This is a genomic window from Streptomyces sp. NPDC057623, assembly GCF_042800355.1.
In the GTDB taxonomy this organism is placed as follows: domain Bacteria; phylum Actinomycetota; class Actinomycetes; order Streptomycetales; family Streptomycetaceae; genus Streptomyces.
This window is the reverse complement of record NZ_JBHVGZ010000122.1, coordinates 1-15,966: the sequence shown is the minus strand read 5'-3', so window position 1 is coordinate 15,966 and position 15,966 is coordinate 1. Positions and strand designations below refer to the sequence as shown.

At 71.0% G+C, this 15,966-nt stretch carries 11 protein-coding genes and 1 pseudogene; 9 read left to right on the top strand and 3 right to left on the bottom strand.

Going from position 1 to position 15,966, the window contains the following annotated elements:
* Positions 1–90: 90 nt before the first annotated feature.
* Positions 91–717, bottom strand: coding sequence for a hypothetical protein (locus tag ACFU95_RS49070; RefSeq protein WP_383843788.1), 627 nt, complete (start codon positions 715–717; stop codon positions 91–93).
* Between the two features lie 652 nt (positions 718–1,369).
* Here ACFU95_RS49070 and ACFU95_RS49065 point away from each other — a divergent pair.
* The 6 genes and pseudogenes from ACFU95_RS49065 to ACFU95_RS49040 all read left to right on the top strand — a co-directional run bounded on the left by ACFU95_RS49065 (position 1,370) and on the right by ACFU95_RS49040 (position 9,453).
* The gene (locus tag ACFU95_RS49065; protein WP_383843785.1) at positions 1,370–2,026 is read left to right on the top strand and encodes a hypothetical protein; all 657 of its coding nucleotides are present in this window, start codon (positions 1,370–1,372) and stop codon (positions 2,024–2,026) included.
* A gap of 174 nt (positions 2,027–2,200) precedes the next feature.
* Positions 2,201–2,686, top strand: a pseudogene (locus tag ACFU95_RS49060) (PPC domain-containing protein); the annotation flags it as partial.
* Positions 2,687–3,157: 471 nt separating this feature from the next.
* Complete coding sequence (locus ACFU95_RS49055; protein ID WP_383843782.1) at positions 3,158–3,742, top strand: TetR/AcrR family transcriptional regulator; 585 nt, start codon at positions 3,158–3,160, stop codon at positions 3,740–3,742.
* Between the two features lie 569 nt (positions 3,743–4,311).
* Entirely contained in the window at positions 4,312–4,875 is a 564-nt protein-coding gene (locus ACFU95_RS49050; RefSeq protein ID WP_383843779.1) for a DUF3455 domain-containing protein, read from the top strand.
* A 373-nt stretch (positions 4,876–5,248) separates the two neighbouring features.
* Positions 5,249–5,851, top strand: a complete 603-nt coding sequence (locus tag ACFU95_RS49045) for a DUF1269 domain-containing protein (RefSeq protein WP_383843777.1) — start codon at positions 5,249–5,251, stop codon at positions 5,849–5,851.
* Between the two features lie 317 nt (positions 5,852–6,168).
* Positions 6,169–9,453 (top strand): S8 family serine peptidase, encoded by a 3,285-nt coding sequence (locus ACFU95_RS49040; protein ID WP_383843774.1) that lies wholly within the window; start codon positions 6,169–6,171, stop codon positions 9,451–9,453.
* Between the two features lie 625 nt (positions 9,454–10,078).
* On the opposite strand, the gene ACFU95_RS49035 is transcribed toward ACFU95_RS49040, so the two are convergent.
* Both ACFU95_RS49035 and dacB read right to left on the bottom strand, forming a co-directional pair.
* Positions 10,079–11,044: a D-alanyl-D-alanine carboxypeptidase family protein gene (locus ACFU95_RS49035; protein ID WP_383843771.1), complete on the bottom strand. Its 966-nt coding sequence runs from the start codon at positions 11,042–11,044 to the stop codon at positions 10,079–10,081.
* Positions 11,045–11,254: 210 nt separating this feature from the next.
* Positions 11,255–12,586 carry a D-alanyl-D-alanine carboxypeptidase/D-alanyl-D-alanine-endopeptidase gene (gene dacB, locus ACFU95_RS49030; RefSeq protein WP_383843768.1) on the bottom strand — a complete coding sequence of 444 codons (1,332 nt, stop codon included), beginning with the start codon at positions 12,584–12,586 and terminating at the stop codon, positions 11,255–11,257.
* A 266-nt stretch (positions 12,587–12,852) separates the two neighbouring features.
* Between dacB and ACFU95_RS49025 the strand changes: the two genes are divergently transcribed.
* From ACFU95_RS49025 to ACFU95_RS49015, 3 genes are all read left to right on the top strand, one after another.
* Entirely contained in the window at positions 12,853–13,527 is a 675-nt protein-coding gene (locus ACFU95_RS49025) for a WD40 repeat domain-containing protein (RefSeq protein ID WP_383843765.1), read from the top strand.
* Between the two features lie 66 nt (positions 13,528–13,593).
* Positions 13,594–14,223, top strand: a complete 630-nt coding sequence (locus tag ACFU95_RS49020) for a hypothetical protein (protein WP_383843762.1) — start codon at positions 13,594–13,596, stop codon at positions 14,221–14,223.
* A 283-nt stretch (positions 14,224–14,506) separates the two neighbouring features.
* Positions 14,507–15,966: ISAzo13 family transposase (locus tag ACFU95_RS49015; protein WP_383843791.1), on the top strand; the 1,460-nt coding region annotated here is incomplete at its 3' end.

Here is a 15,966-nt window from a genome sequence, read left to right as displayed (position 1 = left end):
GCCCACATGCACAACCTCGCCCTGACCGCGTGATCAGCACAGCCGTAAGCGGGCCCTGACCTGCAATCTCACGGCCTTCTGCAACGCGCTTTAGACGCCGTCTCTCTTCTTGGCCGGCGGCAGGAGCGAGTCGAGCACCTCGCGTGCCGGGCGGCACAGACCGGCTGCGAAGGCCTTGGGGGAGCCCCGCATCTCCACGGCAATGGCGGCCCGCAGCCCTGCACTGGAACGCTCCACGGTGGCGCCATGCGCGTCGGCAAGCTCCTCGAACACTCGGTCCGCGGAGGGGAATTGCGGCAGCGGTCGGGCATAACGGTTGTCGGCAGTGGAGAAGCCCATGTTCGCGGAGATGAACGAGACCGAGTGCCGCGCTGCACGGGCAACCGTGTCGGGGATACCCCCGGTCTCCTGAGTGAGGCACGAGCCCGGAAGGGCCGTGCGGGCTGGAAGGGCGTGGCCGGGAAGCTCGACATCGATGTACCAGTGCAGGTCTGCTCCGAGATGCGCGGCGGCCTGGGCCTCGGGCAGCTGCAGTGTTGTCAGCAGGGAGACGCTCCCGTTCTCCTGGCTCGCCGGCACTCGCTGTGTGAGCTGGTAGGCGATCGGATCGGCGAGCAGCGTCATGCCATAGTGACCGGCGAGTTCCGTGACAGTGACGGCTTTGATCGTCCGGACCTCCAGCGGCGCTGTCGGCCCGTCATCGGCGCGCACGGCCATTGCCCTGAACGGACCGTTGATCCTCTCCGCCAGAGACCGGTCGCTGAGGGATTGGCTGGCGCTTGCCAGTAGCAGGGGCGACTCGTCACGCCCCACGGTCTGGGAGGCGCGCAGGGCTGCCCAGACTGCTCCGATCCGAGGCTCGTTTCCCCATTGGCGCCGCGCGTGCGCCCGGGGTCCGGGGGAGGGCGTCGGCGAGCTTCTTCTCAGGGGGAAGGTCAGTACGATCCGCGGCCGTGCGGCCCGACGCCCTGCCGCCGCCGTGGCCGCGCGGTACAAGAAGAGCCCAGGCGGCCTGGCCTATCGGAGATGTCCAGGACTTCGATCTGTCGAAGCCCTCGACATCGCGGTGCGTACGGTGTGCCGCCCGCCGATCTGGCATCGCTCGAGAGCGGCTCCGTGGCCCTCGCCGACCACCGGGATCGGGCTGTGCCGAGGTTGGGTGGTGGCTCGGCGGCGCTGCTGCGGCGGGCGCGGGGGTCGTTGCTGGTCCGGGACATCAGAGCGCCTCCTTCGCGAAGCTCTCTGTGAGACGAGTTGACTCACATTTATTTATGATACATGCTGTCTCACACAAGGCGGGATTCACCGGGATTCACCCCCCAGCGCGTACCGGCCACCACCAGTCCGTGGGCTTCCAGGGAGACACGTCATGTCCGTAACCATGAACGAGAACGCCATCACCCTCCGCTTCACCGGCCGCGCCGCCGCCTACCAGGCCTTCGGTGAACTCACGCACCTCGGCTCCGCCGCCGAGGTCCATGGCGCCGTCCTGGTCGAGCGCCTGGAGGGCGGTGCGGTTCGCGTGTCCGAGACTCTTGGGGCGGTACCGGGGCGGAATACCGGGGGTGACGGCCTGGTCGGCTCGCTGGTGGGCCTTCTCGACGGCCCCCTCGGGATGCTGATGGGCTGGGGTGTCGGGGCGATGATCGGCGGCGGCCACGATCGCTCGCAGGCCGCCGAGGCCGCCGAGATCACCAGGCCCGTCAGCGCGGTCACCGCGTCCAGTTCCTTCGCGCCGCACCTCTTGCCCGGGGGTGGGGCAGTCATCCTCGCCGAGGCCGGAGAATCCGACACCGACGCCCTGAACCTGCTGGCCATGCGCTACGACGCCGTCCTCGAACGCCGCCCGGCGGGTGCCGTACGGGCCGAACTGAAGGTGATCGAGGAGGAGGCCGAGCAGATCCGGAAGCGGGTGGCGAAGGCCGGACGCGGCCGCAGGCGGGCCGAGATCGCGCGCAGGGCCGACCGGCGGCCCGGTGTGCGTGAGGGCGGCGGTGCGATGTCGAGGCGGCTGCTCGCCGCGTGAGCGCCGAGGGCTCCGCGAACGCGGGGCGGTAACCGTGCGGCGGTCCAACCCCCCTGCCCCGCACGGTCCGCCCCGACCCGGCCTGGCGTCCGCGCCGTGCGCACCGAACCGACAGCCGGAGCGGTGCCGCCGGGCCGGAGCGGTACGTGGCCGTACGGTCGCCGCGTCCCCGCGCGGCTGACCATCGCCACCGGGGCCACGCAGACCACCACGGTCGAGGTGCCCAAGGGCACCACGTCCCTGGACGTCGCCATCGGCAGCCCCTCCGACTCCTCCGCCGACCTGGACCTGATGGTCTACGACGCGAACGGCGACCTGGTCGGCCAGTCGGCGGACGGCGACTCCGAGGAATCCGTCTCCGTCCCCGACCCGGCCGCCGGTACGTACACGATCGAGGTGTACGGCTACGACGTGCCCTCAGGCTCGACCGCCTACGACTACCACGACGTGTTCTTCTCCACCACGCTCGGCACGATCACGCCGGACGACTCGGAGCCGGTAGCGCTCGGGACGGGCGACTCGACGAGCGTGTCCGCGCAGGTCACCGCCGCTACCACCGCACCGGAGGGCCGCCGCCTGTTCGGTGAGGTGCGCCTGGTCAACGACCGCGGGACGACCGTGGGCAAGGGCAGCGTGAACATCGACCAGGTCACGCCGTAACGGTACGGACCACGAGCAGGTGCCCGGGACGGCTTCGGCGGTCCCGGGCACCTGGCGTAGCGGGGGTATCAGCCATCCGGCGGTGTGGTCCTCGCGGTGGATGGTGGGCGCTCGTGCGTTGCCCAGGGTGACGGCAGGGAGTGTCCCGTTCGCCGGTGTTCCCCACGACACGGATCAGTGCCGAGCCCTCGGCGGTGCGGTCCGCCGTAGTGGGACAGCATGCGGGCCGGACACCGGGTGCAGGCGAGGATGGGGCCGTCCGGCGCCCCGGTTCCCGGCCGGGCGCCGGGCCTCGCAAGGAGAGGGGAAGGCGCGGACCGGCGACGGGGCCGGCACACGATGAGGGTCCGGATCGCACAGGGCGACCCGCCTCCCGTCCCGGATCCGATCCCGCTGTGAGACAGTGTGTTCCGGAGTCAGGTGGTGAGTCGGCCTGTCTCAGGAAACCGCTGTGCTTGAAGAGGTGCACCGATGCCCAGGCCCCAAGACGACCCCCGTGCGCTCCGTAGCCGCGCCGCCGCCCTGGCAGCCGCCACACAGCTGCTGGTCGAGGGCGGACCCGAACGCGTCACGCACGCCGCCGTGGCCGAACGAGCCGGAATCGGCAGGGCCACCGTCTACCGGCACTGGCCCGACGTGCAGTCCCTGCTCCTGGACACCCTGGCCGCCGACGCCCGCCCTCTGCTGAGGCTCGGCGACGGCCCGATCCGCGAGGAACTGATCACCGATCTCCAGCGACAGATCGAGTGGTTCAACCAGCCCGTCTCCGCTTCGGTCACAGCCGCGGTCATCGAACGTGCCGCGAGGGACGAGGGCGTACGGCGTATCCGGGGCGAGATGTTCGGCCGTTCCGACGAACACTTCGTCGCCCGCCTGACCGCCGCCGTCGACCGCGGCGAACTCCGCCCCGGCATCGAGGAGAACGCGAGAGAACTCGTCTGCCACATCATCGGCCCGCTCCTCTTCCAGCGCTTCATGCTCGGCGTACGACTGGACATCGACATGGCCGTCCGGACGGTCGACGTGGCACTCGCGCCTTGGATGCCCGACGCGTGACGACGCGGACCGACACACCGCCTCGCACGGCCCGCCACGCTGCCGTGGCCGATCCGCTCAGCCTCACCACCGGTGCCCTCGCCCCCGCTGCGGGGCGTTCACGGACTCACCCACCGGCAGCGCACCGCTGAGCGTCGCGGTCGGGAACCGTATCCAGCGGTTCGGCGGCCGGTCACCGCGACCGGCACGGACGGCTCGGCGATCCTCAGCCCGCCGACCGGCTGGAACGGCACGCCCACCACTCTGAGTCGACGGCGCCTGAACGCGGGCACGACGGAGACCGGCACTCCGCCCGGCACCGGCGGGGACCTCGACGCGACCAAGCCGCCCGTCAGCGGCGAGGTCCTGCGGTGGCCGCCGGGGGCACGGCCGGGCAGCGATCCGCATCCGGTCACCCAATGGTCGTTCTTGCCGCCAACTTCGGGGATACAGTGCGGAGTTGAGGATTCCAGATCAGTCGAACCGCCCCGGAAGCCCTGCCCGCCGTGCTGTCCCGGCACAGGGACGTGCACAGCGACCGTGTCCACATCAGCGAACTTGTTTCAGAAATCGTTCTGGAGACATACTCGATGAAGCTCGCCAAGCGTATTTTCCTCACCACCACCGTTCTCGCCGCCGTGACCGCCGGTGCGCTGCTGAGCGCGACGATCGGCCAGGCGGCCACGCCGCGGCCCGCCCGCGCCGACGCCCCCGCAGCCCTGAAGGTTCCCGCCCCGCTGAAGGTCCCCGACGGCAACCGGCTCACCGACGTCCTCTCCGCCGAGGGCGTCCAGACCTACACCTGCGCCGACGGCGCCTGGAAGCTGCTGGAACCCGCCGCCACTCTCTGGGCCGAGGGCGACCGCTCCCACCGCCCCCTCGCACTCCACTCCCGCGGCCCCGTCTGGGTGTCCACGGTGGACGGCAGTGCCGTCAACGCCGCCGCCGTCGCCAGTTCCCCCAGGCCCGGCACCATCCCCGAGCTCCTCCTGCGGTCCACCGCGACCCGCGGCACCGGGGTATTCGCCGACGTCTCCTACATCCAGCGTCTCGACACCCACGGCGGGGTCGCCCCCACCACCGCCTGCACCGGCAGCGACCAGACCAGCGTCCACTACTCCGCCACCTACGCCTTCTACAAGCCCGCCGAGTGATGCCGCGCGCGGCAGGAACGGGCTTTGCGTCTGCCCCGGGCGGTCCTGGCGGTCCGGCCGGCTCGGAGGGCCCGGCTGCCCGGACCGCTGAAGTCTTCGCGAACGCGCGCCCCTGTCGCTGAAGCGCGCCCCGGTCGAGGCGTCGACCGCCGTGCTTTCTGAAGGCGGCCGGGGTGCGGATTCCCGCTCTCCGGCCGGCTTCGGGCCGTACCGCTGGAGGGTTGAGTCACGGGGAATCTATGAGACAGGTTGACCCACAGATGGTCTCTGATACATACTGTCTCGCAGAGGGGGGAGGGGAAGCCGCCGACGCGCACACCGCCGGACCGGCTCGTCGGAGCCCTGTCCCGCCGGAAACCCAAGGAGACGCACCATGTCCGTGAACGAGAACGCCATCGCCCTGCGCTTCGCCGACCGGGCCACCGCCTATCAGGCCCTCAGTGAGCTCAAGCACCTCACTTCCACCACCACCGAGGTCCGCGGAGCCGTCCTGGTCGAGCGACTGGAGGACGGCACGGTCCGCGTCCCCGAGGGCCTGGAGACCCAGACCGGGCGCAACACCGCGGTCGGCTCGCTGGTCGGCTCGCTGGTCGGCATCTTCGGCGGCCCGCTGGGGGTGCTGACGGGCTGGGGCGTCGGCGCGGTGATCGGCGGCGGTTACGACTACAAGCGGGAGGCCGAGGCCACCGGCACGATCGGCGCCTTCACTCCGCAGGTCCCGCCCGGCGGCACGGCGATCCTGGCCGAGGTCAGGGAGTCCGACACCCAGGTGCTGGACCTGCTGGCGATGCGTCACGACGCCGTCCTGGAGCGCCGCGCGGCCGACGATGTCAGGGCCGAGCTGAAGGCGATGGAGGAGGCCGCCGACCGGATCCGGAAGGAGGAGGCGAAGGAGAAGCGCGACCGCAAGCGCGGCGAGGCCGAGCAGAAGGTCAAGGACGGCGTGGCGACGCTGAAGCGGAAGCTCACCGTGTGACCGGCGCGGGCGCGACTTTTCGCGGGGGCGGTCCTCGTCCCCGCGATCAGCGGCCTCGGTGACGCGTGGCCCGGCGGTCCGGCACCGCCGGGCCGCGCGCATGCCGGGCGCGCCCGAACTGCCGCAGGACCAGGGCGCATCGCGGTCCGACTGCGCGCAGAAGCCGGTTGGTCGAGGCTCGGGCCCGTCAGGCCCGCTTTTCCGGAAGATCAACAACTGTTTAACCATAGACAAGTCTTTGTGTCCGCTGTGGGCGACAAGATCGACCGGGGCTGTCCGTGGACAGCCCCAACCCCCCACTCCCAGCGGAGACTTACATGCACAACAGAAGAACAGGCGGAGCCGGAAGGCGAGTTGTCCTCACCGGGTCGCTCCTGCTGAGCTTTCTCGCCCTGGGCGCCGCCCCCACGACGGCCGCCCCCACCGCCGCGACGACCGTCGCCGCGAGCACCGCCGGCGGCGGCGCACAGCGTGTCATCGTGCTGCTGCGCGACCAGCACCCGGAGTTGTCGGCCAGGACGGACGCCGCACGGCGGGACAAGGCGGTGGCCGGTGATCAGGGACCGGTCCTGTCGCTGCTCAAGGACAAGGGCGCCACGCACGTGGCCCGGATGAGTCTGCTCAACGCCGTGGCCGCGACGCTGAAGCCCTCGGCGATATCCCGCATACGTGCCGACCGGCAGGTGGCCGCCGTCGTGCCCGACCTGCCGATACGGCACCCGCAGCAGCGCAGGACGGCAGCCACCGCGGGCTCCCCGGCGAACACCACCGCCACGGCCTGCCCCAAGGACCCGGAGCACCCGGTCGTGGAGCCGGAGGGGCTGTCGCTGACGAAGACCGACGTCGCCCAGAAGCTGGCCACCGGCAAGGGCGTGAAGGTCGCCTTCATGGCCGACGGGATCGACGTCGACAACCCGGAGTTCGTCCGCCCCGACGGCAGCCGTGTGATCACCGACTTCCAGGACTTCACCGGCGGCGGCACGAACGAGGCCACCGACGGCGAGGAGGCCTTCGGCGACGCCAGTGCCGTCGCCGCGCAGGGCAGCCGGACGTACGACATGGCGGACCAACTGCCCTACTCCACCAAGGTTTCCCAGGGCTGCACCGTCCGCATCCGCGGCTTCGCGCCGGACGCGGAGCTGATGAGTCTGAAGGTCTTCGGGCAGAAGACCGCCTACACCTCCGGGTTCGTCCAGGCCATCGAGTACGCCGTCGAGCACCACGCCGACGTGCTCAGCCAGTCCTTCGGCGCCAACCCCTACCCGGACCCGGACACCGACCCGATCCGGCTGGCCGACCGGGCTGCCGTCGCCGCCGGGACCACGGTCGTGGTCTCCTCCGGCGACTCCGGTGTCTCCGGCACCGTCGGCGCCCCCGCCAGCGACCCGCAGGTGATCGGCGTCGGCGCCTCCACCGCGCTGCGGTTGATGGCCCGGGGCTACGGGTACGAGGGCTGGACCAGCGACAACATCGCCGCTCTCTCCTCCGGCGGCACCACGACCGGCAACAGACTGGTCGACCTGGTGGCGCCGGGCGCGTACGACATGGCCGCCTGCACCCCCGGCCCGCGCTGGCCGGGCTGCTCGCTGCCGACCCAGATGTTCGGCGGCACCAGTCAGTCGGCCCCCTTCGTGGCGGGCGCGGCGGCCGACGTCATCCAGGCGTACAAGGACACCCACGACGGGACACGTCCTACCCCCGCCCTGGTCAAGCGGCTCCTCACCGGCACCGCCACCGACCTGGGCACCCCCGCCGACGAGCAGGGCGCCGGGCTGCTGAACACCGACGCCGCCGTCCGGGCGGCCCGGGCCCTGGACGCCTCGGGCGGAAGCGCGGACAGCGCCTCCCTCGTCCCCTCGGCCGCCCAGCTGAACCTCACCGGGACACCCGGCTCCGACCAGCACGACACCGTGACGCTGACCAACACCTCGGACCGGCCCCAGAAGGTCACCATGACCTCCCGTGTCACCGGTTCGACGACGTTCCGCGACACACGCACCGTCACCGTCGGAGATCCGCTGGACGACACCCCCCAGGGCCGCCTCGCGGTCAAGCCGTTCACCGTCCATGTCCCGGCGGGCACCCCTCTCATGGGCGTGACCACGGCCTGGCCCGGCACGGACGGGTCCGGCTACCTGACCCCGGTCGTCATCGACCCCGAGGGCCGCCTGGTCCAGGTCGGCTACGACTACGGGGGCGGAGGACACAGCAACCACCAGTACGTCGACGTGCACGACCCGGTTCCCGGCGACTGGACCATCGAGGTGGTCTGGAACTTCGGCATGGACGGCCTGACGTGGAAGAACGAGGAGCCCGGCAGCTACCGCGGCCCCCTGCACATCCAGGTCACCGGCCACGACTGGACCTCGGCCGGCGTGAGCGCGCGGACCAGGACCGTCCCGGCGGGAGGCACGGCCGACTTCCCCATGACCGTGCCCGTTCCGAAGGCGGCGGGTGACGCGCCGTTCTCCCTCCAGTTCGACTCCGACACCGGGACGCACCTGTCGCTGCCCGTGGCCCGCCGGACGCTGATCCCGGTCGATCCCGCGGCCGGTCACAGCACCTCGTTCACCACGCGCGTCACCGGCGGCGTCGGCCGCGATGTCGGCCAGACCAACGGCTACTACCTCGACGTCCCGGAGGGCCGCCGCGACCTGACGGTCGACCTCACCGCGCAGAACGCCGAAACCGAGCTCGTCGCCTACCTGGTCAGCCCCCAGCAGCAGATCCTGGCCCGCGACGTCAACCGGACCGGCGACAAGGGGACGACCCCCACGAAGTACGCGAGCCTGACCGCCGACCGGCCCGCCTCGGGGCGCTGGACGCTGATCGTCTCCGTACCCGGCGCCGTCAGCGGACAGCAGATCGGCGAGCAGATCACCGGCACGGTCCGCCTCGACGCCGTGACCGCCACCGCCCCGGACCTCCCGGACAGCGCGGCACACGTCATCAGGCGGGGCAGCGAGCTCAGGGTCGCGGTGCGGGTGCCCAACCCGGGACCGGCGAACCGGTCCTACTTCCTCGACCCGCGCCTGGCCGAACCGGCCGACGTCGTCCTCCCGGAGATCGATGGCAAGAGCACGGTCCCGGTGAACGGCGACAACCCCACCTGGTGGGTCCCCACGCACACCACGGCCCTGAAGGCCACGGTCACCGCGGACATCCCCGTGGACGCGTCGATCCTGCCCTGGACCGGCGCACCCGAGTTCCTGGGCGCACCCGGTCCCGACGGATCGGTGGTGGCCACGGCCACCGCCGGCCAACTCGCCGCGGGGATCTGGTCCGTGGGCGTCTCCGCTCCCGGCCCGTTCACCGACACCGCCGCGCCCCAGGGCACCGCCAAGGTGACCGTGACCGCCACCACCCAGCCCTTCGACCCCGCGGCCCAGGCGTCGACCGGCCAGTTCTGGGACCTCGGCGCGGACTACCAGCCCCTCTCCGTCGCCGCGGGCGAGACGGGCACGATGACCCTCACCCTCGCCCCGACGGCACCCGCCGGCACGGTCGTCCACGGAATCCTCTACGTGGCCACCGACACCGCGATGGGCATCGCGAACGGCTCCGAGATCACCGGAATCCCGTACACCTACACCGTCGGCTGACCGAGCCCTCGGGCCGACCGCCACGTGGTCGGCCCGAGGGGCACGGGGGCGTGTCGAACCAAGTCGGCCGCACCTCCATTCGCTCCCGGCCACGGGTGAGGGCCTGGCCGAACCTGAGGACTGCGCCCGGCTGCCTGCCCTGCGCGATCAAACACCGCTCGGCCCGAGCGGCCGGCCCCTGAAACAGCGCCGAATCCCGCACCGGTGGGCCGACCACAGCGCCTGACTTGGTCCTCTGCTGCCGGGACGTGGCGACAGCCGGGTGTCCGACGCCTTCGGGAACGACAGGCTGACATGCCGGCAACGAGGCCCCGGGCGCGCCGGCGCAGTCCTTGAGGATGCCGGGGACGTCTTCGGCGTCGTCGAAGGTGTGGCCGTAGAACGTGCGCGGGTCGAAGCCGCTGCCGCCGGCCCATCGAGAGGCGGCCCGCCCTGCTCGATCGAGGACATACCGAGCAAATTGAGTCCCGGAGTCCCGGAGCGGGCGGGGTCTGTGCCGCCTGTGCCCGGACCTCTCGGACTCCCGGCACGTTCGGCGCCGTGCTCGGCGCTACGGCTGCCGACAACCGCGCGGCCCGCCGGGCGGCCGGCCACGGGAGTGCCGCCCCGGGCCGGCCGCGCCGCTTCAGCCGAAGTACGCCTTCTCGTTCACGTGGAGCATGTAGTCGCGCCAGTGCTCCTTGATGTACGTGTACCGCGCCGGGTCGTAGCTCCACAGCTCGTCCAGTGCGTCGCCGATCAGGTCCGGTTCGGCCCGGACAAAGTCCACAACCGCCTCCGAGACCGGGGCGTACGACCAGTGCCAGCGTTCCTCGCTGATCGCGGGGCCGGCCTCGGCCGACTCCGCCGTGTACGTCTGGAGGAAGCCGTAGTGGGCCGCGTTCGCGCGCAGCCACGCGTAATCGGCTCTCTCCGGGCCGCTGTTCGTCCAGTCCTGGGGCGCGGTGTCGAAGAAGTCCGCGTCGGAGCCCAGGTGGTGGCGCGAGACGCCGGGCGCCGTCGAGGTGCGGAGTATCTCGATCTGGCGTTCTTCGGAGGTCAGGGCCTCCCACACCGAGCGGTGGGCGGCCTTGTCGGGGTCCCACTGTGGGTCCGGGCCCAGTGGGGTGGGGTACTGGGCGCGTATCTCGTCGGTGATGACGCCGAAGGTGCCGGCGCCGCCTGAACCGGTGCGCAGGAACTCGTACTTGCGGTCCCATATCGTGCGCTGCGTCGCCGCGGTGCGCACCCAGGAGACGAGGACCGTGTCGCGGGCGGTGCCCAGGCCGGTTGCCGCGGCGTCGGCCAGGGCGTTGACCTGCGTGTCCATCTCCGCCCTGATCGTGTCCGGGGCGGACCCCGTGCCGGTGATCCAGGCGACGACGGCCTCCGGGGCGGCGGTGTCCAGGATCCCCTTGACGGACTGCCTGCGGCGGTCGATGCCCTCCTGCGAGCGGAACTTCCGCGGTGGTTCGGCCGGGTCCGAGGCGAGCGCAGCCCGCCCGAACCAGGCCGCGCCGGCCGTCGCTCCGGCCGTGACCAGTCCGAGGATGCGGCGACGGCTGGGCCCGCGGCGGTCGGCGGGGGCCGGTCTGCTGGGTGTCGCGTCCATGGTCTCCGTTCGTGTCTCCGGCTCCGCGGGCCGGTGGGTGAGGAAGCCCGGCGAGGTACTGCTCCGGTGATCCCGGCGTGGCGCCCCGCCCGTGCCGCCGCGACTCGTGCCCCGCCACAGCACGGCACCGCCCCCGGACCGCCGGGCTGCCAGGGATGTGACGACAGGCCCTACGGTCCGGGGGCGGTGGGAGGCATGGGGCGAGGAGCCCTACGCCCAGCAGCCGTTGACGGTGGCGGCGAGGCCGTCGAGGGCGTCCTTGATGTCGGACGGGCCGGCGGTGGAGTCGTTCTCGATGAAGGAGAAGACCTTCCACTGCCCGTCCTGGGCCTTGGTCAGGCCGCTGAGGGCGATGGCGCCGGTGAGGGTGCCGGTCTTGGCCTTGACCTTGCCGACGGCGCAGCTGGAGTCGGCGGTGTCGAAGCGCCCCCATTCCGGGCCCAGCGTGGCACCGGCCTCACCCGAGACGGGCAGCCCGTCGATGATGTACTTCAGCGTCTGCGCGTGCCGGGGGTCGGCGGCCAGGTCGACGATGTCGGCGATGGTCTGCGCGGGGATACGGGTCGCGCGGGACAGCCCGCTGCCGTCGTACATCTCGAACTTGTCGAGCGAGATGCCGTATCGGGTGAGGACGTCGCGGACGACCGCGGTGCCGTCCTCGAAGGTGGCGGAGCGGCCGGCCCCGAGTGCGGTGAGCCGCAGCAGGGACTCGGCGACATCGTTGTCGCTGACCTTGAGCATCTCCTTCACGATCGTGGAGAGCTTGTCGGACGTGTGCGTGGCGACGGGCACGTCCCCCTTGCCGACGACCCCGCGCGTGACCTCGCCGTTGACCGTGATCCCGCGCTCGGTGAGGAGCTTGGCGAAGACGCCGCCGGCGTCGAGGGAGGTGTCCTCGACGTTGTGGGAGTCGACGACCAGGGCGCGTACGGGGGCGATGGAGTCGGGGTAGTAGCCCGTGTTCCAGCCGTTGGCGAGTGTCGGCTCGGGGAAGAGGCTGTCGTCGATGCGGACCTTCACCGAGGTGAGCCCGGCGTTCTTCAGTCCGGCGACGGCGGTCTTGGCGAGCGTGTCGAGGTCGTCGGTGGTCAGGGTGCGGTCGCCGCCGCCGACGAGGGTGAAGGTGCCGTCGCCGTACACGACCTTCGTGGTGAGCCGGTGGTCCGGGCCGAGGACGGTCAGGGCGGCGGTGGAGGTGGCGAGCTTGGTGTTGGACGCGGGCATGAGTGCGGTGTCCGCGTTGTGGCCCCAGACCACCTTGTCGGACTTGGCGTCGATGACGACACCGCTGAGCGTGCTGCCCAGGCGGGTGTCCTGGCTGCGCTTGTTGAGGTTGTCCGCGATCTTCTGCTCGGCGGCGTCGAGTTCGGTGCTCTGCGCCTTCGCGGTGGCCTTGTCGGCGGCGAAGGCGGAGGGACCGGCCAGGACCGCCCCGGTGACGGGCGCGGTCACCGCGAGCACGGCCACCCGACGCAACGCCGGGTTCGGGGTGCGGGCCTTGCGGTGACGACCATTGCTGCGGGCTGTGGAGGGGAGGTGCATGGGGGGCCTCGATATGCGTTTCATGATCAGGTGTGTCGGGAGTGAGGGGGGAGTTGAGAATTTTGAAAGTGAAAGTAACAGGAGGGATCTCTGCTACCGATGGGTTTCTGGTGAAGATCTGGTTGCGGCGGGTTTGCCGGACGAACGGCGCCTGTCGGTGCTGTTCTTCCTACTTGCGGAAGTGCGCGTCGTAGATCGAGATCATCGACGTGTTGCCCTTCTTCCGGGTGCGGCCGTGGTCGTACGACGCCCACACCACCAGGGCCTTGAGATTGCGGCCCCTGGTGGCGAAGCCGGCGGGTTCCCTTCTGGCCGTCCGCCCCGACGGCTCGCTACTCGCCGACGAGAACCGTGCCGTCCATCTCCCTTCCGGCCGTCCCATGGAACTGGGCCCGGACCCGGACGACGGGATCGCGGCGCTCGCCTTCACCGTCGACGGCAGCCGCCTCGCCGCGGGCGACCGCACCCGCCGCGTCACCCTCTGGGGCTGCGATCTGAGCGACCGCGTGGACATCCTGCGTGACGCCTTCCCCGGCGCCCCGGCGGGCAGCCCGGAAGAGATCGGCTCCGTGGCACTGAGCCCCGAGGACCGAACCTTCGTCGTCGGCGGCGACGAGGGGATGCTCCAGCGATGGGACCTCGGCACGCGCCGGCCCTTGGGCGGGCCCCTCTCCACTCCCGGCGAGGCGATTACCTTCCTCGCCTTAGCCCTCGACGGCCAGACCTTGTACGCGAGCGGCACCCACGTCCCCGTCCGGCGCTACGGCCTCGACGCCGCCCACGCGCTTCGACGCGTCTGTGTCCGCGCGGGCGGCGAGGGGCTGACCCAGACCACCTGGCGGACGTACCTGCCGGACGCGACGTACGGAAGGTGTGCGAAATCCGCTAGCCATCCACCAGCCCCGGTGGTCCAGGCCCCGGAGCATTGTGAGACGAGTTGACTCACAAACCTTTTTGGTACATGCTGTCTCATAGACGAAGAGGCAGTCAGCCCGAGGAGCCAGGCCATGTCCACGAACGAGAACGCAGTCGCCCTCCGCTTCACCGACCGTGCCGCAGCCCGCCAGGCGTTCGACGACTTGACGCGCCTCGGTTCCGCCGCCGAGGTCCGCGGGGCCGTTCTAATAGAGCGCCTTGAGGACGGCGCCGTCTGCGTCCCTGCGGTCCTGGAGACAGACCCGGGGCGGAACGCGGGGGTCGGCGGGCTGGTCGGCTCGCTGATGGGCATCCTCGGCGGCCCCTTGGGAATGGCGGTGGGCTGGGGCATCGGAGCGATGATCGGGGACGGCCACGACCACCGGCCGTCCCTGGAGGCCACCGGTGCTGTCGCCGCCTTCACGTCGGACCTCCCGCTCGGTGGGACGGTCGTCCTCGTCGAGGTCGGCGAGTCCGACCCCGAAGCCCTGAACCTGCTGGCCATGACCTACGACGCGGTCCTGGAGCGCGGCCCGGCGGACGTGATACGGGCCGAGCTGAAGGAGATGGAGCAGGTGGCCGAGCTGGTCGGCGAGCAGCAAGCGCGGGAGCGGGGGTCGCGGCGGGAGCGAGGCATCACCGAGGTCGCGGAGATGGCCGGGCGGCGCGGTGGCCCGACCGAGAGCGGCGGCACGCTGCCGAGGCAGCAGCTCGCCGCGTAACCGCCGCGAGCCCCGTGGACGCGGGGCGCGACCGCACAGCGGTCCAACTCCCCCCTGCCCCGCATGGTCAGGGCGGGCTCCCCTCCTCTGCCCGTCCTGCTGCTCCCGGCGATCCCGCAGCTCATCCGGAATAATCCACGGCGATATCCCTACACCGGGCCGAACGATCAACTGCCGCCCTGGACACGGCCGTTAGCGACGATCCACCTCACTGCGTTGGCTGCTGTAAGGGCTTGCCGGAAAACAAGTCGTGGCTTCCAGCTGCGGGACTCGTTGCTCTGGTATGGGGAGACCGGAGGGGATCGAGGCCGTCCTGGCTGCGAAGTTCCAGGTGTTGTTGCCGCATCTGGACGAGCGTCAGCGTCGGCTGGCCATAGGGGCGGAAGCGCTGTCCCTGGGGCATGGTGGGATCAGGCTCGTCGCTGCCGCGGCAGGGGTTCGGGAGGGCACGGTCTCGCGCGGAGCCGCTGAACTGGAGTCTGGCCAGGCTCTGTTGGGGCGAGTTCGTCGTGCTGGCGGAGGCCGGAAGAAGGCCGTGGACCTTGATCCGGGGCTGCGGCCGGCGCTGCTTGCGTTGGTCGAGCCCGACGAGCGGGGCGACCCGATGTCGCCGCTGCGGTGGACAACGAAGTCGACCCGGAAGCTGGCAGCGGAGCTGACCCGGCAGGGTCACCGGGTCTCCGCCGACACGGTCGCCGGCCTGCTGCGGGAGGAAGGCTTCAGTCTGCAGGCCAACACCAAGACCATCGAGGGTGCTCAGCACCCCGACCGGGACGCCCAGTTCCGCTACCTCAATGAGCAGGCTCGGGACCACCGGGACGCTGGTGACCCGGTGATCAGCGTGGACAGCAAGAAGAAGGAGCTGATCGGCGACTACAAGAACGCCGGGCGCGAATGGCGGCCGGCAGGGCAGCCCGTGAGGGTCAAGACGCACGACTTCCCTGGCCAGGCTGAGAAGGCGATTCCGTACGGAATCTATGACATGGCGGCGAACACCGGCTGGGTCAGCATCGGCACCGATCACGACACCGCGGCGTTCGCCGTCGCTTCGATCCGTCGCTGGTGGCAGGCCCGCGGTCGGCACGACTACCCCCGTGCCCGTCGGCTGCTGATCACCGCCGACGGCGGGGGCTCCAACGGCTACCGCACCCGCGGCTGGAAGACCCAGCTCGCCGAACTTGCTGCAGAGGCCGGCCTTGAGGTCACGGTGTGTCACCTGCCGCCCGGCACCTCGAAGTGGAACAAGATCGAGCACCGGCTGTTCTCTCACATCACCATGAACTGGCGCGGCAGACCCCTGACCAGCCATGAAGTCATGCTCCAAACGATCGCCGCGACCACGAGCGGCAGTGGCCTCACCGTCCATGCCGAGCTCGACAGCGGTGAGTACCCCACCGGCATCCGCGTCAGCGACGACGAGATCGCCGCCCTGCCCATCACTCGCCATCGCTTCCACGGCGACTGGAACTACACACTCCACCCCCAGCCTCCGATGGACGCAGCGACCACCGGCAGCACACCGGACGAGGCCCTGGCGGACAGCCCGGCTCGCCTCACGCGGTGTTCGCTCCAGGACCCGGAACTGACCGGGATGACCCGCCGGCAGCTCAGCGAACTCATCGACTCGCTGACTTCAGCGATGGAGGTTCTGGGCTTGATCCGCTTTGACGGACATCCGAGATCAGGGGTTCCGCCCCGGAAGGATGTCCATCATGGAGAGCATGGGGAAGAAGAAGCCTCGGC